The 24,946-nt window shown below is 46.9% G+C and carries 22 protein-coding genes and 1 pseudogene; 11 read left to right on the forward strand and 12 right to left on the reverse strand.

Annotated elements, in window-relative coordinates:
• The first annotated feature begins 123 nt into the window (after positions 1 to 123).
• A complete protein-coding gene (locus tag B212_RS0113065; protein WP_019911248.1) occupies positions 124 to 504 on the forward strand; it encodes a PilZ domain-containing protein in 381 nt (126 codons plus the stop codon).
• A 131-nt stretch (positions 505 to 635) separates the two neighbouring features.
• Here B212_RS0113065 and B212_RS0113070 read toward each other — a convergent pair whose 3' ends face one another.
• Genes B212_RS0113070 through B212_RS0113090 form a run of 5 tightly spaced genes read right to left on the reverse strand, consistent with a single transcriptional unit; the run spans position 636 to position 4,160 of the window.
• On the reverse strand, positions 636 to 1,367 hold the full coding sequence (locus B212_RS0113070; protein WP_019911249.1) for a hypothetical protein: 732 nt from the start codon (positions 1,365 to 1,367) through the stop codon (positions 636 to 638).
• Positions 1,361 to 2,062 carry an ABC transporter ATP-binding protein gene (locus B212_RS0113075; RefSeq protein ID WP_019911250.1) on the reverse strand — a complete coding sequence of 234 codons (702 nt, stop codon included), beginning with the start codon at positions 2,060 to 2,062 and terminating at the stop codon, positions 1,361 to 1,363. The genes B212_RS0113070 and B212_RS0113075 overlap by 7 nt, the downstream gene beginning before the upstream one ends.
• 13 nt (positions 2,063 to 2,075) lie before the next feature.
• Positions 2,076 to 2,450 (reverse strand): GntR family transcriptional regulator, encoded by a 375-nt coding sequence (locus B212_RS0113080; RefSeq protein ID WP_019911251.1) that lies wholly within the window; start codon positions 2,448 to 2,450, stop codon positions 2,076 to 2,078.
• Positions 2,450 to 3,196, reverse strand: coding sequence for an ABC transporter permease (locus B212_RS0113085; protein ID WP_019911252.1), 747 nt, complete (start codon positions 3,194 to 3,196; stop codon positions 2,450 to 2,452). Before B212_RS0113085 ends, B212_RS0113080 begins: the two co-directional genes overlap by 1 nt.
• On the reverse strand, positions 3,189 to 4,160 hold the full coding sequence (locus B212_RS0113090; RefSeq protein ID WP_019911253.1) for an ABC transporter ATP-binding protein: 972 nt from the start codon (positions 4,158 to 4,160) through the stop codon (positions 3,189 to 3,191). The genes B212_RS0113085 and B212_RS0113090 overlap by 8 nt, the downstream gene beginning before the upstream one ends.
• 262 nt (positions 4,161 to 4,422) lie before the next feature.
• Between B212_RS0113090 and B212_RS0113095 the strand changes: the two genes are divergently transcribed.
• The 3 genes from B212_RS0113095 to B212_RS0113105 all read left to right on the forward strand — a co-directional run bounded on the left by B212_RS0113095 (position 4,423) and on the right by B212_RS0113105 (position 6,288).
• Positions 4,423 to 4,998, forward strand: a complete 576-nt coding sequence (locus B212_RS0113095) for a copper amine oxidase N-terminal domain-containing protein (RefSeq protein WP_019911254.1) — start codon at positions 4,423 to 4,425, stop codon at positions 4,996 to 4,998.
• Positions 4,973 to 5,290 (forward strand): nuclear transport factor 2 family protein, encoded by a 318-nt coding sequence (locus B212_RS0113100; protein WP_019911255.1) that lies wholly within the window; start codon positions 4,973 to 4,975, stop codon positions 5,288 to 5,290. Before B212_RS0113095 ends, B212_RS0113100 begins: the two co-directional genes overlap by 26 nt.
• 122 nt (positions 5,291 to 5,412) lie before the next feature.
• Positions 5,413 to 6,288, forward strand: coding sequence for a sulfurtransferase (locus B212_RS0113105; protein WP_019911256.1), 876 nt, complete (start codon positions 5,413 to 5,415; stop codon positions 6,286 to 6,288).
• 141 nt (positions 6,289 to 6,429) lie between these two features.
• On the opposite strand, the gene B212_RS0113110 is transcribed toward B212_RS0113105, so the two are convergent.
• Entirely contained in the window at positions 6,430 to 7,344 is a 915-nt protein-coding gene (locus tag B212_RS0113110) for a hypothetical protein (protein ID WP_019911257.1), read from the reverse strand.
• Between the two features lie 126 nt (positions 7,345 to 7,470).
• Here B212_RS0113110 and B212_RS34495 point away from each other — a divergent pair.
• Positions 7,471 to 7,602, forward strand: a pseudogene (locus tag B212_RS34495) (sulfurtransferase); the annotation flags it as partial.
• Positions 7,603 to 7,638: 36 nt separating this feature from the next.
• Here B212_RS34495 and B212_RS0113120 read toward each other — a convergent pair.
• From B212_RS0113120 to B212_RS0113130, 3 genes are all read right to left on the reverse strand, one after another.
• Positions 7,639 to 8,676, reverse strand: coding sequence for an FAD-dependent oxidoreductase (locus tag B212_RS0113120; RefSeq protein ID WP_019911259.1), 1,038 nt, complete (start codon positions 8,674 to 8,676; stop codon positions 7,639 to 7,641).
• Positions 8,677 to 8,759: 83 nt separating this feature from the next.
• Positions 8,760 to 9,620 carry an ABC transporter substrate-binding protein gene (locus B212_RS0113125; RefSeq protein WP_232231553.1) on the reverse strand — a complete coding sequence of 287 codons (861 nt, stop codon included), beginning with the start codon at positions 9,618 to 9,620 and terminating at the stop codon, positions 8,760 to 8,762.
• 142 nt (positions 9,621 to 9,762) lie between these two features.
• The gene (locus B212_RS0113130; protein ID WP_051128171.1) at positions 9,763 to 11,391 is read right to left on the reverse strand and encodes a helix-turn-helix domain-containing protein; all 1,629 of its coding nucleotides are present in this window, start codon (positions 11,389 to 11,391) and stop codon (positions 9,763 to 9,765) included.
• A gap of 247 nt (positions 11,392 to 11,638) precedes the next feature.
• Between B212_RS0113130 and B212_RS0113135 the strand changes: the two genes are divergently transcribed.
• Together B212_RS0113135 and B212_RS0113145 are read left to right on the forward strand one after the other, a co-directional pair.
• Positions 11,639 to 13,618: an AraC family transcriptional regulator gene (locus tag B212_RS0113135; RefSeq protein WP_019911262.1), complete on the forward strand. Its 1,980-nt coding sequence runs from the start codon at positions 11,639 to 11,641 to the stop codon at positions 13,616 to 13,618.
• A gap of 766 nt (positions 13,619 to 14,384) precedes the next feature.
• Positions 14,385 to 15,626, forward strand: a complete 1,242-nt coding sequence (locus B212_RS0113145) for an ISL3 family transposase (RefSeq protein ID WP_019909810.1) — start codon at positions 14,385 to 14,387, stop codon at positions 15,624 to 15,626.
• Between the two features lie 3 nt (positions 15,627 to 15,629).
• Here B212_RS0113145 and B212_RS0113150 read toward each other — a convergent pair whose 3' ends face one another.
• Positions 15,630 to 16,304, reverse strand: coding sequence for a DUF4276 family protein (locus tag B212_RS0113150; RefSeq protein WP_019911264.1), 675 nt, complete (start codon positions 16,302 to 16,304; stop codon positions 15,630 to 15,632).
• 12 nt (positions 16,305 to 16,316) lie between these two features.
• Positions 16,317 to 17,543 (reverse strand): AAA family ATPase, encoded by a 1,227-nt coding sequence (locus B212_RS0113155; RefSeq protein WP_019911265.1) that lies wholly within the window; start codon positions 17,541 to 17,543, stop codon positions 16,317 to 16,319.
• A gap of 415 nt (positions 17,544 to 17,958) precedes the next feature.
• Between B212_RS0113155 and B212_RS0113160 the strand changes: the two genes are divergently transcribed.
• Positions 17,959 to 20,019, forward strand: coding sequence for a methyl-accepting chemotaxis protein (locus tag B212_RS0113160; protein ID WP_019911266.1), 2,061 nt, complete (start codon positions 17,959 to 17,961; stop codon positions 20,017 to 20,019).
• Positions 20,020 to 20,087: 68 nt separating this feature from the next.
• On the opposite strand, the gene B212_RS0113165 is transcribed toward B212_RS0113160, so the two are convergent.
• Entirely contained in the window at positions 20,088 to 22,472 is a 2,385-nt protein-coding gene (locus B212_RS0113165) for a polyprenyl synthetase family protein (RefSeq protein WP_019911267.1), read from the reverse strand.
• Between the two features lie 143 nt (positions 22,473 to 22,615).
• Here B212_RS0113165 and B212_RS0113170 point away from each other — a divergent pair, with 143 nt between their 5' ends.
• The 3 genes from B212_RS0113170 (at position 22,616) to B212_RS0113180 (ending at position 24,905) form a co-directional block, all read left to right on the forward strand.
• Positions 22,616 to 23,377 (forward strand): MerR family transcriptional regulator, encoded by a 762-nt coding sequence (locus B212_RS0113170; RefSeq protein ID WP_019911268.1) that lies wholly within the window; start codon positions 22,616 to 22,618, stop codon positions 23,375 to 23,377.
• 63 nt (positions 23,378 to 23,440) lie between these two features.
• Entirely contained in the window at positions 23,441 to 24,199 is a 759-nt protein-coding gene (locus B212_RS0113175) for an ABC transporter ATP-binding protein (protein ID WP_019911269.1), read from the forward strand.
• Positions 24,162 to 24,905, forward strand: a complete 744-nt coding sequence (locus B212_RS0113180) for an ABC transporter permease (RefSeq protein WP_019911270.1) — start codon at positions 24,162 to 24,164, stop codon at positions 24,903 to 24,905. The genes B212_RS0113175 and B212_RS0113180 overlap by 38 nt, the downstream gene beginning before the upstream one ends.
• The last annotated feature ends 41 nt before the right edge of the window (positions 24,906 to 24,946 follow it).

Here is a 24,946-nt window from a genome sequence, read left to right on the forward strand (position 1 = left end):
TACCCGCGCCTTGTCCCCGGGTGGGCAGCGCGGTGCTCCTGTTCTTTTTAAAAATAGCACTTTAGTAGATTGCCCTGCCCGGTCCATTTCGATATAATAGCAAAAAAGCTAGCGGAGGTAAAAATGGACGACTCCAGCAGAAAAGAACCATTCCGATATGTAATGAACCAGCCAATAGAATGCTGGCTTGAAATTCCTGCTAGCAGTTCCGGTCCAGGTGCCGGGAAATTAACTGAAGGGGTACTGCTTGATCTCAGCCGTTCCGGCTGCAAGGTGCGCACCTCGCTGAATATCCGTTTTACCACGGGCGATACGAAGCTGACGATCCATTTCCAGCTTGCGGAAGAAAAGCTTCAATTCGAAGGCAGCGTACGCTGGGGCTGGATGTTTGGGCTCGGTCAATACCAGTACGGGATAAGACTTGATTTGCAGGAAGCGGAAGAAGAGCAGCTTCTCCGTGAGCTGGAAATCTGGACGAATGGACGCAGCGCACAGGGACAATAGAACATTTGGATTGATAGGCGCCCTCTTTCAGAGGACGTCTTTTTGGATTGCAGACCCCCATACGCCTTCCCTATGCACAAAAGCGAAAGATCGGCTCATGCCAAGCTTTCGCTTCACGCGGCGGAATGGAGCTAGTTCTCGATCCTTTTTTTCACAAGCAAAATAGTAACATACACGAGTATCGCTCCAATAACCGCCTCAAATAAGAACGCCCAGAAATTGGTTGCGGAGATATCCACCTTAAGGTTGCTTGGCGCAGGTGACGTTTGATAAATACTAAACCGGAAGGCATTCTCAAGACCAATTGTCTGATTCCCCCATATCTGCATCTCTATAAAATTCAAACCATTCTCAAGCACCATAAAAACCGCAATCCCAATCCATATTTTCCCTTTTATCCGTAAGCTTCTGACCACAGTAATGACGAACATCAGGAGAATGAGTTCAAAACCGGCCAGCCAGACAAAATAAAAAACGTTCCAAGCAGCCACAGTCCAGAAATGCTCATTAAGAAAATCAGGAGAATAGGCCAGAATATACATTCCCAAATGGAGTGCGGCAATACCTACCACAGACAGCAGCAGCACCCAGCAGAACAGCAGCGGCGAAAGCACATTCTGAACGACCGGGACCGGCACAAGCCGTCTGGCATAGGATCTTAAATAACGGTCATAGCTGATGATGGCAGAGATCACCATAGAATAACCGAAAACACCATACGTCAGCATATTGATTGAGAGCAGACCGGTTCCCATGGATCTGTTCGTAATCCATATTCCAGCCTGGACAAGCAGCATGATGACGAAGAAAGCGAGCACCCGCTCCCGTTTGCGCCTATATTCATATTTCAACAGCTTCAGCATTCTGCGTACACCTCTCTAAACAGTTCATCAATGCTTTTTCCACGCTGAAGCCGAAGATCCTCAACTTCACTTTGCAGCACCAGTTCGCCGTCCTTTATAAAAATAACTTCATCAAAAATCCGCTCAATGTCCGTCACCAGGTGCGTGGAGAGCAGAATCGTGCTGTCTTCCTCATAGAACTCCACCAGCGCATTGAAAATCCTCGTTCTAGCAACCGGATCGACGCCGCCAATCGGCTCATCCATGATATATAAGCTGGCTCTGCGTGAGAGCACCATAGTCAACTGCAGGCGTTCGCTCATTCCTTTGGACAGAGTCCGTACCTTATCTTGCTCCCTAAGCTTCATGAATTCCAGCATCCGCTTCGCTTTGGCTTCGTCGAAGTCAGGATAGAAATCCTTCTGAAATTCCAGCGCGTCTCTTACACTCATCCAAGGTTCGGTCAAAGGACGGTCCGGCATGAACGACACCAGCGTTTTGCTTGCTTCGCCTACCGGCACACCCTGTACGGAAATACTGCCTGAGGTCGGCCGGGCCAGTCCGGCGATCAGCTTCATAAGCGTACTTTTACCGCTGCCGTTGCTGCCAAGCAGTCCGACGATTTTACCGGCACTGAGCGTAAATGAGACCTCACGCAGTGCGTGTTTGGAGCCATATTTTTTGGTTACATTCTGTACTTGAAGTATCCTGTCCACCGCGACAATCCCCCTATTGTTTATTGCCAAGCCCAATATTCTCCGCCACAGCCGCCAGAATATCTTCACCCTGAAAGCCAAGCTCCTGCATGCCGCGAATGAAACGTTCCAGCACATCCTGCGCCATTTCTTTTTTGATCGTCAGGATCGTCTGTTCATTGCCGGTCACATATCTGCCCATTCCCCGCCGGGTTTCCACGATTTCTTCACGCTCCAGTTCCTGAAAGGTTCTTTGCACTGTATTCGGATTAATTTGCAGCTCAGCGGCCAATTCACGCACGGAGGGGATTTTATCGCCCGGCTTCAGCTTGCCAGTAACAATCTCCCCTTTGATGTAATTCATAATCTGGAGATAAATCGGCTGATTGTTGTCAAATTCAATAGTCATCAAGCAACGTCCCTTCGTCTGAACACGGCAAACCCCGCCAGAAGAAACAGCAGCATATAGACGGCAAGCATCATGATCGAAAAGCCCAGGGTCATCCCCGGAATCGGCGCCCCGCCACCCTCATAGGCAGACAGATTCAGATTGGGAAATAATACGTATTTGTAAAATTCGCGCGGGAGCACCATCCGGTCAATTGTAATGGCGAACATTGTGGCGCCGATGGTCACGCCCGTGGAGATGGTCAGTGTTCCGAGCATGAAAGCGAGCGTTGCATACACTATCATGTACACGCAAGTGTACAACAAGGAGGTAAGGATATCAGTGATCCCTGTATCGCCTCCGCTGCCTCCAAACCACAGCATCCCCGCGAGAAACGTTGCAGCCACAGCAACCATTGTCAAGCTTAGGCCATACAGCAGCACGGTTACATATTTGGAGGCCAAAATCGCCGACCGGCTGCGGGCGCGGATCAGCAGGAACTTGATGGTGCCCTGGCTATGCTCCTTAGCTACAATCCCCGCCGTTCCGATAATGACCATAATGGTCAGGATCTGGCCGACTTGGGTCGGCAGCAGCATTTCCGCTGTAAAAGCTGACGGCGAAGCATAGCTCTCACCAGCAACCGTGTGCACAATGTAGCCCAGCAATAACGGCAGCAAAATCAGAAGCCCATAGGCGATGAAAAAGGTGCGTTTCTTCGATAGCTTCAGCCACTCATTCAGCACCAGCTTGTTAAATTTACGCAATGCGGTTTCCTCCCGTCCATTTCAGGAAATCTTCCTCTAGGCTTTGCTTATTTTCTGTAATCCGGTAGACCCCCACTTTGGCTTCACTAAAAGCGGCAACAAGCTCCGGCACCTTCAAGTCCGGCAGGTTAACAATAACCTCGGAGTGCGCCGCATCCATGCGGACAAGCTGTACCCCCGGCTTCCCTTCAATGACTGTCACGGCAGCAGCAACCTCGTCAACACGGATGGCAAGCGATACAGCATCCTCTGCCTGCGCTTCTCCTCCAAGTGAAGTTACTGTCACCAGACTGCCATTCTGGATCACAACTGCACGATGACAAATCTGCTCGATCTCCGCAAGCATATGACTGGAAATCAGAATCGCTATCCCCTCTACCTCTGCTATCCTACGCATATATTCGCGCATTTCACGGATTCCTGCGGGGTCAAGCCCGTTTGTAGGCTCATCCAGAATAAGCAGCTTCGGCGAATGCAGCAGTGCTTGCGCGATCCCCAGACGCTGCCGCATCCCCAGCGAATAGGCACTAACCTTCTTGCTCATTGCCTCCTGCAGACCGACCAGCTCCACAACCTCAGCAATCCGCGACCCGGCAATGTTATCGCTCATCCGCACATATTGCATCAGATTGTCATAGCCGGTCATGTGACCGTAAAATTCAGGATTCTCAATAATCGCACCGATGTGGGCGATAGCCTTGTTGAAATCATTACGGATGCTGTGACCCTGTACCACTACATCTCCTTCCGACATTCGGATCAGTCCTGTCATCATACGGATAGTGGTGGTCTTTTCGGCACCATTTGGACCGAGCAGTCCAACAATCTCACCCTTGCGGATGTCAAAAGACAGCTTGTTCACAATCGCTTTTCCCTTAATTATTTTGCTGACTCCATCCATTTGCAGAACTGGGAGATCAGCCTCATTCCCTGCAGGCTCTTGCTTATACGCAATCTGATTCATAACAGCCTCCTGATCGGCAAAATTTATGGCCTAACAATACATTTTATTAATGTATTTGTGTATTAGTTACATAGTACACCGACTCATTGATTTTGTAAAGCCTATTGTGAAGACTCACAACGGGGCTCTTCACTGAATTGAACAGCTAATCTGTTCGATATATTTATCTTTGCTTTACTAAAAGAAAGTTGACATCGCCTGTAATTTGTAACTATGATAGTTACATTTTTTTCTATTTTAAATTTATGGAGGCTAAATGTTTATGTTACCCAAGAAGAAAATTAGCATAGCTCTATTATCATCTGCAATCGTTCTCAGCATGTCCACTTCTGCATTTGCAGCAAATCAGAGCATCAAAGTTCTGGTAGAAGGACAGGTGCTGGATGGACAAGCTATAGTACAAAACAATACCGTGCTACTTCCGCTACGCTCGCTGGCTGTGGCGCTTGGAATCAGTAACAAGCTATCCCATATTGAATGGAATAATTCGGAGAAAAGCATACTGATTACCAAACCCCCTACCGAGATTTATGCCAAAATTGGCTGTAAGAATGCCAAGGTGAATGGAAAAAACCTTAAATTAGCTGTAGCACCTACACTTGTAAAAGGACAGGTTTTTATTCCTTCGGAGCTGATTGTACAAGGTCTGGGGGATTCTTTGGAATGGAATCAAGCCAGTCACAATGTCAAAGTATCCTTGAGTAATGCTGACAAAGCCGTTGCCGTGCTCCAAAGACTTGAGAATGGCGACGGTGCAGCGCTCAAGCGGTGGATCAGTCCAACCCAATACATACAACATAAAGGATGGAAATTTGAATGCAGCAGCGGATTATATTGATGGAAAACACTTTGTTGAACATAGCTCAACAGGCCAGGATGGATTCACGGGCTTCAAGACCAAACTTGAGAATGCCTCGAAAGAAGGACAAGCAATCAAATATGACAAGGTTCATTATGTAATTGGGCAAGGCAATTTTGTATTGACCATAAGTGAAGGACATATTGGAGATACATCGACCTCATTCTATGATCTTTACCGTGTAGATAACGGGAAGATTGTTGAGCACTGGGACACTCTTGAAAAAATCCCTGCAAAAGACCAGTGGAACAATGATAACGGAAAATTTTGATTTCAAATGATACCTTATCAAGTATCCAAAAAAACGGCAGCATCTGTTCTAAAAGAACGGACTCTGTCGTTTTTTTCCGCTATAATTAAATTCATCTTGATATGAGCAAAGGATGGGATACTATGGAAGCTACCGTGTCCAAGCGCTGGCTGCTGGCAAGACTCTATGAGCCGGAGCAGACGATTGTGGACTGCCGTTTTACACTGGGGAAACCTCAGGCTGGACGAGAAAGCTATGAGCAGGAGCATATTCCGGGAGCGGTCTATCTCGATCTGGAGCTGGATCTCTCAAGCCCGGTAGGAGAACATGGCGGACGCCACCCTCTGCCTGACCCGCAGGCACTGGCAACACGCCTCTCGAAGCTTGGAATCGGAAACGATACACGCATTGTTGCCTATGACGATGAGAGCGGCATGAACGCCGCGCGGCTCTGGTGGCTGCTGCGTTATCTGGGACATGAGCAGGTGTTGATTCTGGAGGGCGGCTTCAGCGCCTGGAAGGCAGACAAATTCCCGGTCACGGATCATCAGCCGGTACGGGTGCCAAGTACCTTCACCGCAAATGTGCAGCCGCAGATGCTGGCGGGGGTAGATGAGGTTCGCCGGGTGTCCGGGCAGACGGTTGAGGCCGGGGCAGACGCTTCCGCATCGACTCCTGCTCTTCCCATTCTTGTGGATTCCCGTGCCAATGATCGCTATCAGGGCCAAAATGAGACCATGGATAAGAAGGCCGGACATATTCCTGGAGCGGTCAACTACTTCTGGAAGGACACACAGAATGCAGATGGAAGCTTCAAGAGCGCCGATGAGCTTGCGGAGCATTTTGCAGGAATTAACAAGGACCGTGAGATTATCGTCTATTGCGGTTCCGGCGTAACCGCCTGCCCGAATGTGCTCGCGCTGGAAAAGGCCGGGTTCAAGAATGTGCGGCTGTATGCGGGAAGCTGGAGCGACTGGATTTCGTATGAAGAGAATTTGGTGGCTACAGGGGAAGAGTAAATACGGAGAGCCCGCGCTGAACGCGGGCTCTTTGAGCTGAAGTTAAGCCCATGCAGAATTTTTCGGAGAGCCAAACCCCCTCCTCCCAGGTTCCGCCCCCATTCGTCAGTCCCGGCTAAAGACCACTCCGGCTACCTTCCGCTACAGCTTGGTCAACACATGAGCGCTCACAAAGTAATCCCTGTCTTCGTATTCATCATGGACGAACTCCCACAACAGCGAAAACCTTAATTCAACTTTATAGAGCCGCATAATTTGCGGATGAACGTGGACAAATGCCCCCGGCAAGCACAAGCCTTGTTGCGCCATCTCCGGCAGATGCCCGTAAATCAGGTCCAAGTTTTCCCGGAGATTTCCTCCCGTCAGCTCCAGAGTCTTAACAGTAGCCGGGCTGGTATAGCCGGTTGTTGATATGCGCTGCAGCAGCAGAGTATCGGTTAAATGGACAATCACCCCGTCCGGTGCCAGGAGGCCCTGCAAAGATTGAAAGATGTTGATATGAATCCGTTCAAGCAGCCGATCCAGCTGAGCGCTGAATTCCGGTGTATGGGCAACCTTGTTTTTCTTCCGGTAAAAAAAGGCGGAGATGAGCTGCGTCGTGAAGCATAAATTCATGACCACGTCAAAAGGAGGATGCAGCGGCGAGAAATCCACGTTTGGCCGCAATTCGTCAACCTTTGCTTTCAAGTCATCCGGTGAAGACACTTCCATTCCTACTCCGGTCAGATCAATGATTGCCCGTTCGTATTTTTCCGGGTGTGCCGACTTGGCCAGAAAGCGGTCCAGCGCTTTTTCATCGATATCGACGATCGTGATCCGTTCAAATATAGTCTCGATATACGAAATGGGCACATCGTTTCCGTTCCCGGCTCCGAGCAGTAAAATATGCCCGCGCCCGCAGCGGTTATGTTCCAGCGTTTGCTCCAGAACCTGCTGAATCTGATCCCGGTAGCCCGTCCAGTGCTGCCAATCATGCTGGGTCGAGTCATTTCGGAGGGTGTTGGCTTTGCGGAATTTGACGTAAGGAACATTGACTTTTCTCATAAATGGATTCATAGCGTGATTCACCTTTTCTATCTGGAATGGAGCATTAACGAAATTATATCTTTTTTGGGGCAGGCGGTAAAAGAATACTTTACAACATATTCAACTCACTGAAATTGCAGATGGATTAGGCTGAGCTCTGGCGTAAGCGCTCGCCTGAATGTGCTGGCGCTTACGATGGCCGGATTCAAAAATGTGAAGCTCTATGCGGGAAGCTGGAGTGATTGGATTAGCTATGAGGAGAATCCGGTGGCTGCCGGGGAAGAATAAATGTACAAAAAGCCCGCGTCCTGGCGCGGGCTTTGACTATTTGGCCTCTTGCCCAATAATCTCCTTGTTCTTCTCTATGAATCGGGCATTATGGGAAGAGACACCTGCCATATCTGAGGCAGCAGGATCAAGGTACAATTTCGCACTGTTGACAGCCAATACGGCATCGTTAAATGCACCGGAGATGAGACGTACCTTACTGCCGTGGGTGATAAAATCACCGGCTCCGAACACACCCGGCTGACTCGTTCGCATCCGTGAATCTACGGTTATCCCGTAGTCCTCCCGTTTCAATCCCCAGCTTACCAGATTGCCGAAATTACGGTCGTAGCCATGACTTACAACCACTTCATCCACTTCAATTTGCAGGGGAACACCTGTCTCAGTATGAACAAGATCGACTTGATCAATCCGATCTCCCGCCCCATACAATTTAGAGAGACTATACGGGGTCAATACCTGCGCATATGCCTTCATCTGTTCAACAAACTGCTCAAGCGCGGCAAATTTATTACGTCTATGTACAACGGTGACTTGCCGGGCCAATTTCACCATTTCATTCGCCCAATCTACCGCAGAATCCCCACCGCCGGAGATCAGTACACGTTTATCCTTAAATCGGGACAAATCCGTAATGGTATAATGCAGATTCGTCAATTCATAACGGCTGGCCCCCTGCACATCCAGCTTTTGAATCTGTGTCATCCCTCTTCCGGCACACAGCAATATCGTACGTGTGTAATGACGCTCGCCGGTTTTGGAGGTCAGCACCAGAATATTGTCCTCCCTGCGCTCCATATCGGCAATTTCCTGACCGAAGACAATGGTTGGATCAAAGGTTCTCGCTTGCCGCTCCAGGGAATCTATCAATCTTTCACAGCGGATCGGCTCCACCCCGCCAACATCCCAGATAAGCTTTTCAGGATAAGTACGCATGAATCCGCCCAATTCCATTTTGGCCTCGATAATTTTGGTACGCATAGCCCTCATCCCACTGTAAAAAGCGGAGTACATACCCGCTGGGCCGCCGCCAACAATGGTAACGTCATAAATATCCGGTTGCTTCATGTCCATTTAAGGCACCAACTTTTCTACAATATAGTCCATCAGCCGAACAGATCCAATGGGACCTACACCCTGAATAAAATCATTGGTTTTCAGCGAAATACATGCCCGTTCTTAACCGCATCCATGTTCTGCCATAGCGGGTTGTTTTCCAGATCCTTTAATGATTGTGAAGCATCATATCCTTTAAGCGCTCTTTCCTCCAAAAAAATGTAATCCGGTTTGATGTCCGGCAGAATCTCCAATGAGAATGGCGTAAACCAGTCTTCAGAATCCTTGAAAATTTCAGGAATATGAAGGCCTAGAGTCTGATAGAAAAACTTGCTGCTATCCCCTGCCTTTGAGCCTAAATAACGGTATCTAGTAGACTCCACACGAAGCACAAGCACAGTTTTATCTCCAATAGCCTGGGCAATTTTTGTCTTGGCTTGTTCAACCTTCTCTTCATTTTCTGCTAGAACCTTTGCGGATTCGGCTGTTTTGTCGAACAGCTCTGCCATTAAAGGCATGGCAGCCTCCATCTCGCTGTTCGTATTCAATGCTACTGTCGGAGCGATCTTCGACAGCTCGTCGTATACGGTCTTCTCCATGCCTCCCCCTTGAGTAAGGATCAGATCCGGTGATAATGCCAGCAATTGCTCATAATTATACTGATATTGATCACTTTCAATCATTTTGACACCATGCTTCTCAAAATAAGGAGCACGATACTCCGGTTCAACCTCAAAAGTCATAAGTACCATTTGCGGGACAATGCCCATCTCAATCAGATATTCCGCGTAGCTTGAATTGGTTACAAGCAGATTTTTGGGCTCCGCAGGAATGACTACATCCCCGAATGTATCATGAACGGTCTTGCTCACGTTGGCTGTGGTTCCTTCGTTCGCCGCTTTTTCTGCTCCCGTATTTGCAGCATTGGATGCACTGGAGCAGGCGCCAAGCACCAGACTCACAGCCAACAGCAATCATCCAATACCGATGAAACGACGTCTAAACATGAAATACTCGCCCCTTATATTGATAATGATAATTATTATCAAAGGTTATCAAATAAAATGCGGCTTTTCCATAGTGTATTGTGCGTATTGATATGGATTATTGTGCGTAGCATTTCTCTTCATCCGCTCCTGTTAGACATCTGACAATCTGGTCCAGGATTATCGGATACCCCAAGACCCCGCATCCATCCACCCAAAGACGGGTATCTATATAAAATACACGGTTGTTCTTAACCGCTTTAAGCTGCCTCCATTCACTGCTCTCCATCAACTCTCTAATCTGCTCTTCGGCATCAAAATGCTCCATGACCCGCTTCTCAACAAATAAATAGTCGGGATTAGCGTTTCCTAGCAGTTCGACAGAGCAGGAATTAAACCAGGCCTTTCCTGTCCTTAATGGCTCTGGAAGCGTTAATTGCAGTTGACCATACAACACGTTGGACATCCCGTTCGAGCAGCCCCCCATATAGCGGTAACCGAAAGGCTCAATTCTTAGAACCATTACAGTCACGGAGTGGATCAGGGAATCCAGTTGCTTTCGTGCTTCATCTAATTGATGGTCCAAGTGCTCACGAATGCTCCTGGCCTCCTTATCCTTCCGGAACAATGCCGCCAAGGCGTTAAGCTGAGCCTCCAGGTTCGATGGCATATCGGCAATAATTGGTGCAATTGTGTGCAGCTTCTGCTTCTTATTCTCCGTAATGAACGTCCCAATGATCAGTTCAGGCTCGGCATGTGAGATCCTCTCCACATCCAGATTAAACTGCGGCGTATCCAATATTTCAACCTGATGGTGTATAAATTGCTCCCGCTGATGCTCAGCCAGAAGCAGGGGAGGTACAACTACGGCATGTGGAATTACACCGAGTTCAATCATAATTTCGGCACAGAGCGGATTTAATACGACCATTTTGCGTTGACTTAGCGTCTGGACGTAATTCCGCGGGGATACTCCTGTGAACTGCTTGAAGCGGCGGCTGAAATAATGAACATCCTCAAAGCCTACTTGTCTGGCTACCTTCTGGGAGGTTGCCGAAGTTAACAATAGCTGTTCCTGTGCGCGGTACACGCGGTATTGGGACAGGTAGCTCAGCGGAGCCACGCCATACCTTTCATTGAACTTTCTTGAATAGTACCATGGACTGACACCGGCGATTTGAGCCAATTGATTGCGGGTAATCATCTCGTTGTAGTGCTCTTGCATATAGGTGACGGATCGCAGCAGCCCTTCCCCCATTGAATGGTCGCCGTGTGGCTGTTCCCGGTATATATGCTTCAATAATTCGTATACAAGGGCTTGATTACCTATCCGCTTCTGGATCACATCAAGGGCCGCAGCCTCCCGCAAATAATGACCCAGTCCTGCCAGGTCCAGGCTGGTTAACTGCACCTGCTGAAAGGAATTGCCCGCTGGCACCTTCCATTCCACTTTACCAGTTTCCCGTTCACCGCCAAACAGCGTGTATGTATTAAATTGGATCTGCCAACCGGCCAAATCCGGCGCCTCACCGTCAATCACCTCAATGACTGAATCCTCTTCCACCGCAATCAATTGAGCAAAAGAGACCTGAACCCTATGCCCGTTAATACTCCAAATGGATTGTCCATCGGTGATCATTATCAAGGCAGGGCGCTGAAAGAAATGAACCTCTCCCGCCACCATCCACTGCCTGGTTAACGGCTTCCTAGACACCCACTCGGCGGTCCATTCGCTGCTACTGACCATGCTGTCACCCTCTCTACAGGCTCGTCTCTTGTATTATAGCATCCCCTGATTTGACGCGGAAACCTTTTGCCTACAAGGAACTCGGGCCTATTTCATGTGTTTACCCGTACCTACGGACGAAAAACAGGCTTTGCCAACCACCAGTGGTTGGTTATAATTTATTCAAGCAGTATTTTTAATGTTATAGTTATAAGCTCATCGCAGAAAAGGCCCGCTTCAATGGCTTACGGAAGGAAGACTACTCTTATTGAAGGTAAATGCACAAGAACACATGCTGATTTGGAACGATGCCAGCGTCAAAATCATAGATGTTAGACATATAGGCAGACTAAACGTACAGCGAGCACGCTCTTACCTGTTTCCTGCCAGTGCTTTTCTGTACATAACCCATGGCAGTGCCACTATTCTTTTAGATGAAAATGAGTATACGGTGAACGGGTTCTATATGCTTCATGGAGGCAAAGGCTCCCGTCTGGACATTACTGTGGCGGATGAATCCTTTCGCTATTATCTAATTTTCTATAAAGCTTCCTTACCTTTATCCGGAAATCCGCATAGACTTCAGAATATGGATCATCAGCAATTACCGTTCAACCTCCATTACGGGTTTATTCCGCTCCATCCTGTCATCCTTCATGAGTTGATTCAGCAGATGCTGAGTGAATGGCGTACACAGGGACACCTGGAGCGACTCCATGTCAAAACCTTGTTCTATCAATTGATATACGAGCTGCTACAGCAAATGGATCAACAGCAGGTCAGCATCTTTGGACCCAACCTAACCGCTCAGCTTATTCGCTATATGCAAGAGTACTATGCTGAGCCGCTGACGTTGGATATCATGGCAAAAGCATTTCACTACAGCGCGCCTTATCTGTCCAAGCATTTCCGGCGTGATACTGGCTCAAGTATCATCGACTACTTAATCGGAATTCGAATGAATAAAGCAGGGACACTTCTCCGGCAGACCGGCTTAACTCTAAAAGAAATTGCAGTGTGCGTAGGATACACAGATGTCTCCTATTTCATCAGAATGTTCAAAAAACAGACTGGAGTAACGCCAAAGCAATTCAGAGAAGAGTTGCTACAAGCATCAGAAGGCTCTTATCATCCTATCATTAGGCTTGGATCGTCCATTGCTCCGCGTAAGCTTCGTCGTTATAGTCGTAATATTGATAATAATTATCAATATCATTATGGCGAAAAAGGAGATTTACGGATGAATCGAAGCAAACTACCTGTGGGAATTACGATACTGCTATGCCTAACTCTTTTACTCAGTGCATGCTCATCCCCGACGAACTCAAACGGAGGAACTGGCACTAACCCTTCGCAAAGCAAAACAGAGAGCAACACCAACAATTCTGGAAATGCAGTAAACAAAAATACAACCACCAGCTCGGAAATGGTAACCTATTCTGCTATCAACGGCGAGGTTTTAATTCCCAAAAACCCTCAACGAATTGTAATGGTCGCCGGAGCCTTCACCGGACATTTACTTGCGCTTGGCATAAAGCCTGTGGGAACCGGTGAAGAATCCTTCACAAGCTATACTGAAGGTAAGCTGGATGACGTTGTCAACATCGGCAACGATGTATCTTACGAAAAAATTCTATCGCTCGACCCAGATTTAATCGTAGTCTGGAACGATGCTAAAACGATTGAGGAGCTGTCAAAAATAGCACCGACTGTCGCTGTGGAATACGGAGTACCTATGCGGGAACAATTGTTGGAGTTCGGCAAGATGACAGGTAGAGAAGAACAGGCAAAGGCCTGGATTGCCAATTGGGACGCTAAAATTGCTAAATACAAGCCACTTGTTCAGAATGCAGTTGGCGATCGTACTGTTTCGATCTTCGATTCGACAAGCGCCAAGGAATTTTATGCTTATGGCAGCTTTGGCAGAGGCGGAGACATTGTATATGGAGAATTCGGTTTGAAGGCACCCCCACTGATTCAGAAGGAAGCCATTGACAGTGGCCAAGGCTGGACTAAGCTCTCCCTTGAACTTTTGCCCAAATACGCAGGAGACTACATCATTATTAGCGGGTGGACTGGCGATGACAACGCAGCCCCAATTTTTCAGGGAAAGCTATGGGACAACCTCCCTGCTGTCCAAAACCATCGTGTGTATTATGAAAACAGCCGCGGCTTCGTGTTCAGTGACCCAATTTCGTTAGAGGCCCAGCTTCAATTTGTCGTAGACAGCTTAACTCAAGCAAAGTAACATACTCGGCATAAATAGCAACGGAATGGGGCTATCCCATAAGTAGATATTCTACTAGCAGAGACTGGTTTTTCTCAAAAGCTTAAATTTCAAAAAATGCAACGATTCTCCCGTTATTGGAGAATCGCTGCTCTGTGTTTTTGGTAATTTACAGCTTGCTTCAGTAGATTTGGGCAAGGGAAGGCCAACCGACCTCAAGCGACACTTTCGCTATGTCACGAAGCAGCAATCTCCGGAATCACCCGTTGTTCTTCAGTTGTTCAAACACACTTTCTGGTTCCGCCATCCGGCGTGCGGCCAGACATAAAGCATTTTGAGATGGTAGCTGTCGCCTTGGTCTCTGGATTTTCACCGCTTAGGGGAATGAAAAAAATCTGGAGAACAGAGCGATTGGAACAACATTTCGTTCGTGGAGCGTTCACCCAAGTGCTTATGTTGATCCTACTTCAAAACCAGGAGCTGTCCCAAGCAGCCATTCATGGTTTGTGGGACAACCTCTTTATACTAGTAACACGGGAATGTAAAGTTCATCCTAAGTGCCAGGTGATGTCAAAAAGTAAATAGGTGGCAGTAAGTCACAATCAATAAAAGTAATTTTACAGGTTAATTTCAAAGTATTATATATTTCTATTGCATAAATGATCTAATTTTGATGGCTCAAAACAGAAATCAGTGCTTGACGAAATGAATATCGGATAAAATTGGAAAAACATCTGCTAATCCTGTATTGTTGTAAGTCCCCACCCACAACAAAAGGAATAGACAGATGCCAACTCAGTATATCAACGAACTGCTCGACATACCAGAGCTAAAGATTCACCAACTGTTATCCGTTCATGAGGATGAAGTTCACATAGAAGCCGTGCCGTTAGATGACAAGCAAATCTGCCCATGCTGCGCTTCGGATCAAGAAGTCATTCGGAAGGGAAGCAATGGTATGCGAACCGTCCGACATCTATCCGTTTTTGAAAAGAAAACCTATCTGCACGTGCCGACTATTCGCATGTTTTGTAATAGCTGCGAAGCCGGGTTCGTATGGATATATGATTTCGTTGGTCCCAAACAACGTTACAGCAGGCTTCTTCGCTCCCACACGGTCGAACAGGCTCTTGGATCCACGGCCGCGCATAGCGCCAGGATGCAGCAAGCGCCGGCAAGTACCGTACAACGTATGCATAACGAGGCGGTTCCTGACGTTAGCGATGCGCTCTACGAACAAGTGTGGGAAGAAGCCAAAGGAACGTCTGAATTGGTTCTGGGTGTCGATGACTTCGCGATCAAGAAAGGTCATACGTATAACACCGGCATTCACAACCTTAAAGGCGAGACGATGCTGGACCTGCTGCCGGGCCGAAAGCTGGAAGCCCTGCGGGCGTATGCCCAGGCACATCCGGAGTTCCTTCTGCTTCACCCGAAGGCAGTGGTTATGGATCTGGCTCAGGCCTACCACACTTGGATTGGCGAGTGTTTTCCGAAAGCGATTCGCATCGCAGATCGGTTTCATGTTCACGGTTATGTAATTGAAAGCGTGCAAGAAGTTCGGAAAACCGTTCAGCCTACACTGTCGCCGCGTGCCAAAGCATACCTGAAAGCGAACCATCGCCTCCTGAATCCGCCTGCCGAAGCGCTGAACGAGGAAAGCAAAAAGAAGTTGGACGCCATACTGAGCTACTCCCCGCTGCTGCGCAGCGTGTGGGAATGGAAAGAAGCGTTCACGACTTGGTATGATTGCTCGCCTAGCTATGTCGTTGCCATGCTGGGATTTGAGCGTTGGTGTAAGCAAGGCGATCAGATCGACCACGCCGCCGTCCAAAGTGCGCTAAAGACCATGCGTAATTGGCAAGAGGAGATCGTAAATTACCATCTATGCCGATGGACAAACGCAACCGTAGAGGGCCGCCACAATCGAATTAAAGCCTTTCAACGCCGCCATTATTTTACAAGGAATCGCAGTCGCTATAAGGCGGGTATTCTGATCGAATGTAACCGCCATCGGATGTTGTGCTAATAATCAAGCACTGATTCTGAGGTTGAACCATTTTGATAGCAAATAATTAAAACTTGGAGATTTATTATTCCTTATATCCATTAACTCCCCGATATCTTTTGCCCACTTGCACTTTTCAGCCCCGATTTCATAATATGAAGAAGCATTTTTCTTTAACTGAGCCACTCCCCCTTGAAATACAATATCAGCAAGAAGCTCCCAAGTTCCAATTATTGTATCAGGCTCATAGTTTTGTAGTAATGGACGTTTAGCATTTGGATAGGCGGACATAACCGCATCGCTGTCTCCCAGAAGCCATGCTTCCATTTCTTCAACAGCGATACAAAAAAATACATCAATATCTAAATTGAGTTCATCATACATGTCTAATAATTGATTATTAAACTCAGAAAAAACCTTATCATCGCAATCAACCACTACAAAAATAGCTTTCTTAGGTAAAAACGATAAAGATCTATTAAATCCTTTAAGATATCCAGGTAAATCACTTAAGAGTCTACGAGTTTTCACTTCGCTGATTTTCACATTTTTTGTTGGCAATCCACCAATGCCCTTAAAACCATTTATTCTGTAAGTAATATTTGAATAGGATTCTGTATACTTATTCATAATCTTTTCAAGCAATATTTTACCAGAGTTATCTTCAACAAGGAATTCAACATAAACATCATCGTTCATAACAACTCACACCTATCCGAAGTAATCACTGTACCAAAGATCTCCTAGATTAATATCTTCCTCATTGAGAGCATTAACGTGATCATATTCCGAGGCTCGTTTTATTGTAGAAAAACCATCTTTTTGTTTTTCGAGAACCCAAACTTCATCTGGAGAGAGCGCATTTACAAAGAAAGGACTGTGTGTTGTAATAAATAACTGTTTTGAGTACCCTCCCTTAACACTTTTTTTCATTTCAACAGCAAGATCTGTTAAATATTTATGATATAAACCATTTTCAGGCTCTTCAATGAAAACCAGAGGTCGGGGCTCTTTCTCATGAAGGAGTAAGTAATAGGCAAAAAGTTTCAAGGTTCCATCAGACATTTTTTGCGAATAAAATGGATTAGTAAAACCTTCTTCCGAAAATTCAAGAACTAATTGTCCGTTTTGAAGTTTTACTGGTTCAATTTTCGATATGCCAGTCAACTTTGATTGAATGTTTTTTAGAACCTTTCTGAATTCTTGCGGATCTTCTCTATGTAGAAATTGAGCCACATTATTAAGATTATTTCCTAAACGATTAAGGTATTTTTGTGGTCCTGCATTGGGTATTTCTCTGGCTGATGTAGGTGAAAAATAACACAGGTACCAATTCTTCAGAAAATCTTTAAACTGTACAATGCGTGGATGTTCCTTTAGTTCTCCCAGAGTAACTATGCCTAATTGTCGTGGATCAGCTAATTCAACGTTAACTTTCTCTCCGACTTCAGTTACCGAGTCTTCATAAAGCCCTGTATCATTGCCTTTAAAAGCATAACCTTTGCCCATTTCTAGGTAAAGAAAAGATAATGGTTTTCCATATCTCTCTTTAACTCTTCGTTGCCGTAGACGTTCCTTTTGAACAATTGGTCTACCTGTTCGATCCAAACCGATGGACAATTCATATGTTATTGGTGAAGAATTACTAGTTTCTCTGTAATACAATTCGAATTCAATTGAATCTTGAATACCTTGAGAAATCACCTTGTCGAATCCACCTCTTCCGTTTAAATCGCAAGCAACCTCTACACCTTTTTCAAGACAATCAGCCAAGAAGCCAAAGGCATCAGCAAGAGTACTTTTCCCAGTCCCACTTTGTCCGATAATTGCATTTATATTTGACAATTCGGTTCCATCTTTATCAGATAAAAGCTTTCCCATCTTTATATCTTTAAGAGATCCGTAATTTTTAATTCGAATGCCTGCCACTCTTCCCACAGTAACACCACCTCTCACATTCCCACATTTTTTCATCACAAAAGCGCATTCATATATACAATCTTCATATATACAATCTTTAACAAAGATATACTATATTATAACCGAAATTAATTTGTAGTTCATTTTGTTTTTAATAATTTCTAGGTTTCCCACACACAATTATAAGAATTCCAATAAAGGTGTGACTTGGCAAATGTGCCGTTTGGATTTAGTAATCGGGTGCTACTCTAATCCTCTCACAACTGTGGAAAAGTAACTGCAAGAGCCCATTCGATAGCGACCCTTTATGTGCTGAGGTTATGCCGCTGACCGATGACTCTTTATTTTGATTGGTTAGCCTAAAGTAATACCGTAGAATTTCCGACATATACCTAAGAGCTTTCGCTCTAAACATACACCAGGGAGATGACATATGTCACAGCTAATTAATAAACGGCGATTTCAACTATCCAGCATTGCAAACACATTGGCCATTGTAACGTTAGTCATTATTGTTGTCGTCTTCTCGATTCTGGGTACCTTCTTTTATTCGAATACCAGAAGCATCCTCGTCGATCAGCAAGAATCTATCCTTATGACCAAGACACAGGGCATCGTCAATCAATTTGACGCATTATTCAAAGAAAAAGGCTCATTGGTCAGACAAATGTCCACCAACACTATTTTCAAGCAATATATTGAGAGTACAACACCAGACCAAGTGACAACCTCTCCTTATGCCGCAGAGACAGTAGCAACTATGGCGGAAATTGTAAAATCAGAGCCATCCTTTACTGACGTATGGGTTGCGGGAATATCCGGGAAGGGCTACTTTCTCCAAAATGATGGTGCTGCTTCCAAGTCTGATTTCGATATCCGGTCACGCCCCTACTTCAAGCCTGCATCTGAAGCCGGCGGTCTATATTATTCTGAGCCTTATGCCGACGTCAACACTGGCACTCTGCTTATGGGGATTTTCTATCCTATCAAAAATGACAGCAATCAACTGATCGGCTTCATCGTCGCAGATATTGCTTTTAATGGAATCCCGGCCATCATGCAGAGCTACTCCTTGGGCAGCACTGGTTATTCAATTCTAGCCACCCGGTCAGGTGACATCCTGTATCACCCGGATCAAGACAAAGTGCTAAAAGAAAAAATCAATGAGAGCCCAGGTGATCTCGGCCAGGTTGGCAAGAAAATGATTAACGGAGGTACCGGCGTAGAGCTGATTAATGACAACGGGGAACACCGTTATATCGGTTATGCCACCAGTAAGGATACAGGGTGGTCTGTAGGCCTCACCATTACTCAGCAAGAGGCGCTTAGCCAATTGAAATCCTTCAGAATGGTTACAATCGCCGGTTTTGCAGCCGCAGCCCTTCTTCTTGTGTTGATCTGTTACATCACGCTCCGTTACCTGTTAAGATCCATCCCAAGACTGCTCACCGCAATCAAACGGATTGAAGAAGGGGATTTAACCGTTCAATTCAATGAACAATCGAGCAACGAAATCGGGCAAATCGCCCAAGGTATGTCTAACATGGTCCAGAAGATTCAAGGCATGATTCAGGTGATCAGTAATACGACTCAGGTGCTGGCCCAGTCATCCCGCAACCTCCAGGCTATTTCTTCGAAAACAGCAGTAACCATGAACGAAACGGCAACCGCCATCAATGAGATTGCGAATGCCACCAATTACCAGTCCATTGAATCAGAGAGTATTCTCCGCAAAACCGGAGCATTGTCGAATCAGATTAACGAAATTACCAGTGATGCACAGGCAGTAGAAACGATGGCGCAAATCTCTGTGCAACTGAGCGGATCAGGTCTTGCCTTAGTTGAGCAGCTATCCAAATCGGCGGAAGACAATCACAGGTCTACTCAGGCGGTGTCATCTATTATAGAAGACATTGATCTGAGCCGTCACGAGATTTCGAGCATCGTCGGTACAGTTAATCGAATTGCCACTCAGACCAACCTTTTGGCTCTCAATGCTTCTATAGAAGCTGCACGTGCAGGTGAACATGGCAGAGGATTTGCCGTGGTTGCCGGAGAGGTACGCAAGCTTGCTGAGCAGACGGCCTTAGCCACTCAGGAAATCTACGAAAAAGTCAGGGCAATTGAAGAAAAAACGTTAATTTCCGTAGAACACACTAACAATGGCTTGAAGATTGCTGAAGCAAATGCCAAATCCGCAGAGAATACACAGCAGGTATTCTATAGCCTGAACAAAGACTTAGAGGAATTAAAGGTGCGGATGATTCAGATCAGCAATAACACCTCTATAGTCCACAAGCACAAGGATGAAATTTTACAGGCAATCGAAATTATTTCTTCCACCACCGAGGAGAATTCCGCCTCCACACAAGAGGTTAGCGCCAACACACAGGAGCAGTTGAGCAGCATCGAGCAGGTGGCCGAATTATCAAATCAGTTGAACCAATTATCCGAAAAGCTGGAAGAAGAGCTGAAGCAGTTTAAGGTTAATTGATATCAGAAGATGACCGCAGTCGAACCTATCCAAGGGGCTGCCGGTCTTCTTTATTTGAAAGGCACATGTTAACGGTCCCGATGCACCACATAATTCATTAAATGCTTCAGAAACGCGATATTGCGGGGCACTTCCCTCAGTGCTTCCAGGGCAAGGCAGTAGTGCTCCCACATCTCCTTACTGGCGCCTTCAAGGCCAAGGATGGATACGAAATTCGAATTATTGTTACCGGAATCCTGGCCAACAGGCTTGCCGAGCAAGCGCACATCCCCTTCCACATCAAGCAAATCATCCTTAATCTGAAAAGCAATCCCCATATGATAAGCGTACTTCTTGAGCGCGGCAATTTCCGGTTCACTGACTCCTGCGAGCATGGCCGGCATAACCAGACAAGCCTCAAACGCCACCCCTGTCTTGTAAAAGCACACCATATTCAACTGCTCCAGCGTCAATGCCTTTCCTTTTGAAGCCAAATCCATCGCCTGCCCCATGCACATCTCTTCTGCCTTCTGGGCCGAGTAGCGCATCAAAGCAAGCACTGTTTCAGCCTTGAACCGGTCGAGAGACGCTTGTTCTCCTATCGCCTTCTGGATCAGATACAGGCCGGTTAATTCCGCTGTAGCACTATTGTGAATCTGATGCAAGGTCTGCCGCCCTCTGCGGGTTGACGCATTATCCTGTGAAGGCAAATCATCAAAAATCAGGGATGCCGTGTGCATATACTCCAGCGATCTCAACAGCGGCAGGATTGCCTCCCCATCTAAGCCAAATTCGTTCACTCCCATGACCCAAGTCAATATCGGGCGTACCCGCTTCCCGTCCCCTTCCAGGCTGTAATTTGCAGCATCTATAAGCTGTTCCTTCATTGCCGGAATCCCTTGAGGCTTGGTAAATTTCAATTGGCGGTTAATCTGATTGCGGACATTCTTAAGCGTATGGGAAAACTCCTCCTTCTCTTTGGCATCGCTTCTCAGCTCAGCAATCATCCGGTCCCGCAGCAGCTTGTCGAAGAAATCCACATCATCCGCCCGCTGCACCATTTTCTGAATGAGGCGGCTAAATTCCGGGTTCCCAGAGGCAAAAGTCGCCATCACTTCATCATACTTTGCAGCACCTGCACGTTCTTTATATCGTTTAAGCCCATTGATTGCCCGGTCCAATATCACTTCGCGCGCCTTGGCATCGGAACCATAGACGTTATGGATCAAATTGGAGATTACCGCCCAGTACAGCTCGAAGGGATTGATCAAATCGGCTCTTTGCTGATGATATTGCAGATAATAGGTATAAGGTGTTACCGCACCGTCCTTCATATCATCAGCCATATCCGCGAAATCATCGGCAAGCTGGTTATAGATGCCAAAGAAGAAGGTCCGCTGCTCAAATCCCCCATCCTCAGGGGCACTGCTCACGGATCGGGCAATCAGCCGGGACGATGAAGATTTTAAAATGACGGGGACATACAGCTCTTCATTAGTGTAATCAGCTCGCGACAGTACCTTAACACGGTCGATATCCTGCGCTTGAAAAAAGACATACGACTGCTCAAAAAATGTATGCTGCGTTTCCGTTCCCTGATGTTCCTTGATATACTCAAAAGCTGCCGAAAGCTCCGAATGGATGTATTGAATCAACTCCATATTATCTCCGGACCATTCCCCCAGCTCAGGCACAGCTCCAGTGAGAAGTGCGGTACGTATCATGCTGGAATATTGCTCCTTCTCTTGAACCGTCAACACATTGGAATCAAGCAGATCATCAATGAACGGATAGGTTAAGCCATAGGAATATCCGAGCCGGATAGCTTCATCCAGCCGGCGGGAACGTTCCTCGGGGGAGACCCCATCGCCCATTTCCTCCATCACATGCAGAACAACGCCAACAATGATTTTGATCAGCTTACGCTGGGCATGCTCCGCATCCATCCCCTCCGGAATATGGGAAGATACGGACCTTAGCTTGCCCAATACCCAGATTGTGGCGGCCTCGATCCCTTCCTTTTGAGCCCACCGGTACACCCCTGCCAAATTCATAAACTCCGGCTGGTTCTCCCTGTTTGCGTTGGCCGGCTTAAGCAAGTATTTCTTCAAGTCCGCAATGGTTCGCTGAATCCCGGACTGCGTGAGAGAAGAATTCAGAGCTTTGCCCAGATCCCTCATATAAATATAGGAGACACTCCGATCCAGGTAATCATCCAATTTCCCCGTATAATTCAGCCACTGAATGTATCTATAATAATCCTTAGTATCGGGTTTTCTCTTTCTCTGTGAAAAGAAGGGCACCCGGGCAAACCGGCGTATATGACGCTTTTTCCATATTTCGATATCCTCTGTCAGGGCAGTTACATAAGACTTATCCCTGACCTGATTGCAGAGTAACGCAAAATATTGGGCCGCCTTCTGCTCGGACCTTCGATATCCTGTATCAGCCTGATTTTTAATGTTTTTATTCATCGGATGCACTACCTCAATGTTTTATTTGTTCGGATCATACGTTTTACCTTTATACGAAGGATAATCTGCAAGGTTACGAAATCACACCACAGACTTTTGCTTAATGTTATGATTTAGATGAAGATTGGAGGTCAGCTCACGGAATGAATACCTATCGAACGGCTGAAATTGCACGTAATATCGGAGTCCACCCCAATACGGTGCGGCTGTACGAGAACCTTGGGCTAATCCCCAAGCCGGAACGGAAACCAAATGGCTACCGGGTGTTTACAGATTTGCATCTGGAGCAATTCAAGCTTGTCAGAACGGCCTTACAGGTGGAGATTCTGCAAAACGGCCTGCGAAAAAAAGCGATTGACATTATCAAGACATCGGCAGCCGGAGATTTCGACAGAGCGATTCTGCTTACCCGAAGCTATCTGCAGCAGATTGAACAGGAGCAGCGAAACGCCGAAGAAGCTCTATCCATTGCAGAGCAGCTCTTGTCAGGCAAGAAGCAGGAAACGGACAGCACCTGCCTCACCAGAAAAGAAACGGCTGACACTCTGCGAATCTCAATGGAGGCGCTAAGAAACTGGGAAATGAACGGTTTGCTTACGGTCAAACGGAGGCACAACGGCTATCGGGTGTATACGCATGAAGATATCCATCTGCTCAAAATCATACGTTCCCTGCGCTGTGCAAATTATTCCCTTGCAGCGATTCTGCGGATGCTAAGTGCGCTCTCCAGCGATCCAGAGGCAGATATACGCGAGGTCATTGATACGCCGCAAGATGATGAAGGCATCATTTCGGTATGCGATAAGCTGCTCACCTCCTTGCGGTATGCCGCAACGAATGCGCGAAGCATGCTCCTGCATCTGGAAGAAATGAAGAAACATTTCAAGGCAAACCCTCCACTATAACACCAGACTTTGCTCTGGTGTTATTCTTTTTGTGCACAAAAAAATAAGGAGGATTGCTCTAGCATGGAAACCACAATCAAGGTCAATGAACTAAGCAAGTCCTACGGCACACTTAAGGCGGTTGACAATATTAGTATATCCGTCTGCCGCGGGGAGGTGTTCGGCTTGCTGGGAGCAAACGGTGCAGGGAAAAGCACCGCCATGGAGTGCATCTTAGGCACGAAGCAGCAGGATACGGGGACTGTATCTATTCTGGGAATGAATCCCCTCTCAGACCGCAAAAAGCTGTTCGAGCGGGTTGGCGTTCAATTTCAGGAAGCCAACTATCAGAACAAGATCACGGTAGCGGAGCTTTGTGAGGTCACGCAATCTTTTTACAAAACATCTGTGGCTTACATAGACCTGCTGCAGCAATTTGGCCTGGCGGACAAGGTAAAGATCTGTGTCAGCGAGCTTTCGGGCGGACAGAAGCAGCGTTTGTTCATCGTCCTCGCCTTAATTCCCAATCCCGAGGTTGTGTTTTTAGATGAGCTGACGACTGGACTGGATGCAAAAGCGCGGCGGGATGTGTGGAAATGCCTGGCGGGGTTGAAAGCGAAAGGACTGACTATTCTGTTAACCTCACATTTCATGGACGAAGTGGAAGCGCTGTGCGACAGCATCAGCATTCTGAAGAATGGGCGAAGCATATTTTACGGAACCGTACAGGAGGCTATTGCAGCCAGCCCCTATGACAAATTTGAGGATGCATATCTGTGGTACACAGACGAGGAGGAACAAGCACATGCGGACATTTCGCACCCTGTTCAAGACAGAGCTTAGATTATCGCTGCGGGGCATGGATATGTTGATTTTTGCAATCTGTATGCCGGTTGTGATGGTAGTTATTCTCGGCGTTATTTATGGCAACCAGCCTGCATTTGACGGTGCAGAGTATTCTTTTCTGGAACAGTCCTTCGGAGCTGCTGCAACGATCGCGATATGTGCGGGTGGCGTGATGGGTCTGCCCTTGGTCGTATCCGATTATCGGCATAAAAAAATTCTGAGGCGGTTCCGGGTAACGCCTGTCAGTTCTGCCCTCATTTTGGCGGTACAGGTTGCCATCTATGCGCTCTATGCCGTTGCTTCACTTCTCCTTGTATTTACCGTTTCAGCCTCTTTCTTCGACTTTACCTTTGCCGGTTCGTGGTTTCAGTTTGTAGGCGCATACTTCTTAATTATGGCTTCTATGTTCAGCATTGGACTGCTGGTGGGCGGAGTGGCGCCAGATATTAAAACAGCGGGCATTTTAGCCAGCCTGTTGTATTTTCCGATGCTGATCTTCTCAGGAACTACATTGCCTTATGAGGTAATGCCGGCTCCTCTGCAAAGGATTGCGGATTTCATGCCGCTGACTCAAGGAATTAAGCTGCTAAAGGTCACCTCACTCGGCTTACCCATCGAAAATGCTCTCGTTCCCATTATTGTGATGATCGCAGTGGCGGTAATCTGTGCTGGCGCTTCTCTCCGTTTTTTTAGATGGGAGTAATGCATTACCTCAGGGGAGCCGTATGGCTCCCTTGCAGGTGT

The sequence above is a fragment of the Paenibacillus sp. HW567 genome, from assembly GCF_000374185.1.
Lineage (GTDB): Bacteria > Bacillota > Bacilli > Paenibacillales > Paenibacillaceae > Paenibacillus_AQ.

Coding starts and splice junctions, on each gene's coding strand:
- B212_RS0113080 (WP_019911251.1), bottom strand. CDS start 2,450: ATGACTATTGAATTTGACAACAATCAGCCGATTTATCTCCAGATTATG.
- B212_RS0113070 (WP_019911249.1), bottom strand. CDS start 1,367: ATGCTGAAGCTGTTGAAATATGAATATAGGCGCAAACGGGAGCGGGTG.
- B212_RS0113120 (WP_019911259.1), bottom strand. CDS start 8,676: ATGGACATGAAGCAACCGGATATTTATGACGTTACCATTGTTGGCGGC.
- B212_RS0113130 (WP_051128171.1), bottom strand. CDS start 11,391: ATGGTCAGTAGCAGCGAATGGACCGCCGAGTGGGTGTCTAGGAAGCCG.
- B212_RS0113150 (WP_019911264.1), bottom strand. CDS start 16,304: ATGAACGATGATGTTTATGTTGAATTCCTTGTTGAAGATAACTCTGGT.
- B212_RS0113095 (WP_019911254.1), top strand. CDS start 4,423: ATGTTACCCAAGAAGAAAATTAGCATAGCTCTATTATCATCTGCAATC.
- B212_RS0113175 (WP_019911269.1), top strand. CDS start 23,441: ATGGAAACCACAATCAAGGTCAATGAACTAAGCAAGTCCTACGGCACA.
- B212_RS0113170 (WP_019911268.1), top strand. CDS start 22,616: ATGAATACCTATCGAACGGCTGAAATTGCACGTAATATCGGAGTCCAC.
- B212_RS0113145 (WP_019909810.1), top strand. CDS start 14,385: ATGCCAACTCAGTATATCAACGAACTGCTCGACATACCAGAGCTAAAG.
- B212_RS0113110 (WP_019911257.1), bottom strand. CDS start 7,344: ATGAATCCATTTATGAGAAAAGTCAATGTTCCTTACGTCAAATTCCGC.
- B212_RS0113065 (WP_019911248.1), top strand. CDS start 124: ATGGACGACTCCAGCAGAAAAGAACCATTCCGATATGTAATGAACCAG.
- B212_RS0113165 (WP_019911267.1), bottom strand. CDS start 22,472: ATGAATAAAAACATTAAAAATCAGGCTGATACAGGATATCGAAGGTCC.
- B212_RS0113090 (WP_019911253.1), bottom strand. CDS start 4,160: ATGAATCAGATTGCGTATAAGCAAGAGCCTGCAGGGAATGAGGCTGAT.
- B212_RS0113105 (WP_019911256.1), top strand. CDS start 5,413: ATGGAAGCTACCGTGTCCAAGCGCTGGCTGCTGGCAAGACTCTATGAG.
- B212_RS0113160 (WP_019911266.1), top strand. CDS start 17,959: ATGTCACAGCTAATTAATAAACGGCGATTTCAACTATCCAGCATTGCA.
- B212_RS0113180 (WP_019911270.1), top strand. CDS start 24,162: ATGCGGACATTTCGCACCCTGTTCAAGACAGAGCTTAGATTATCGCTG.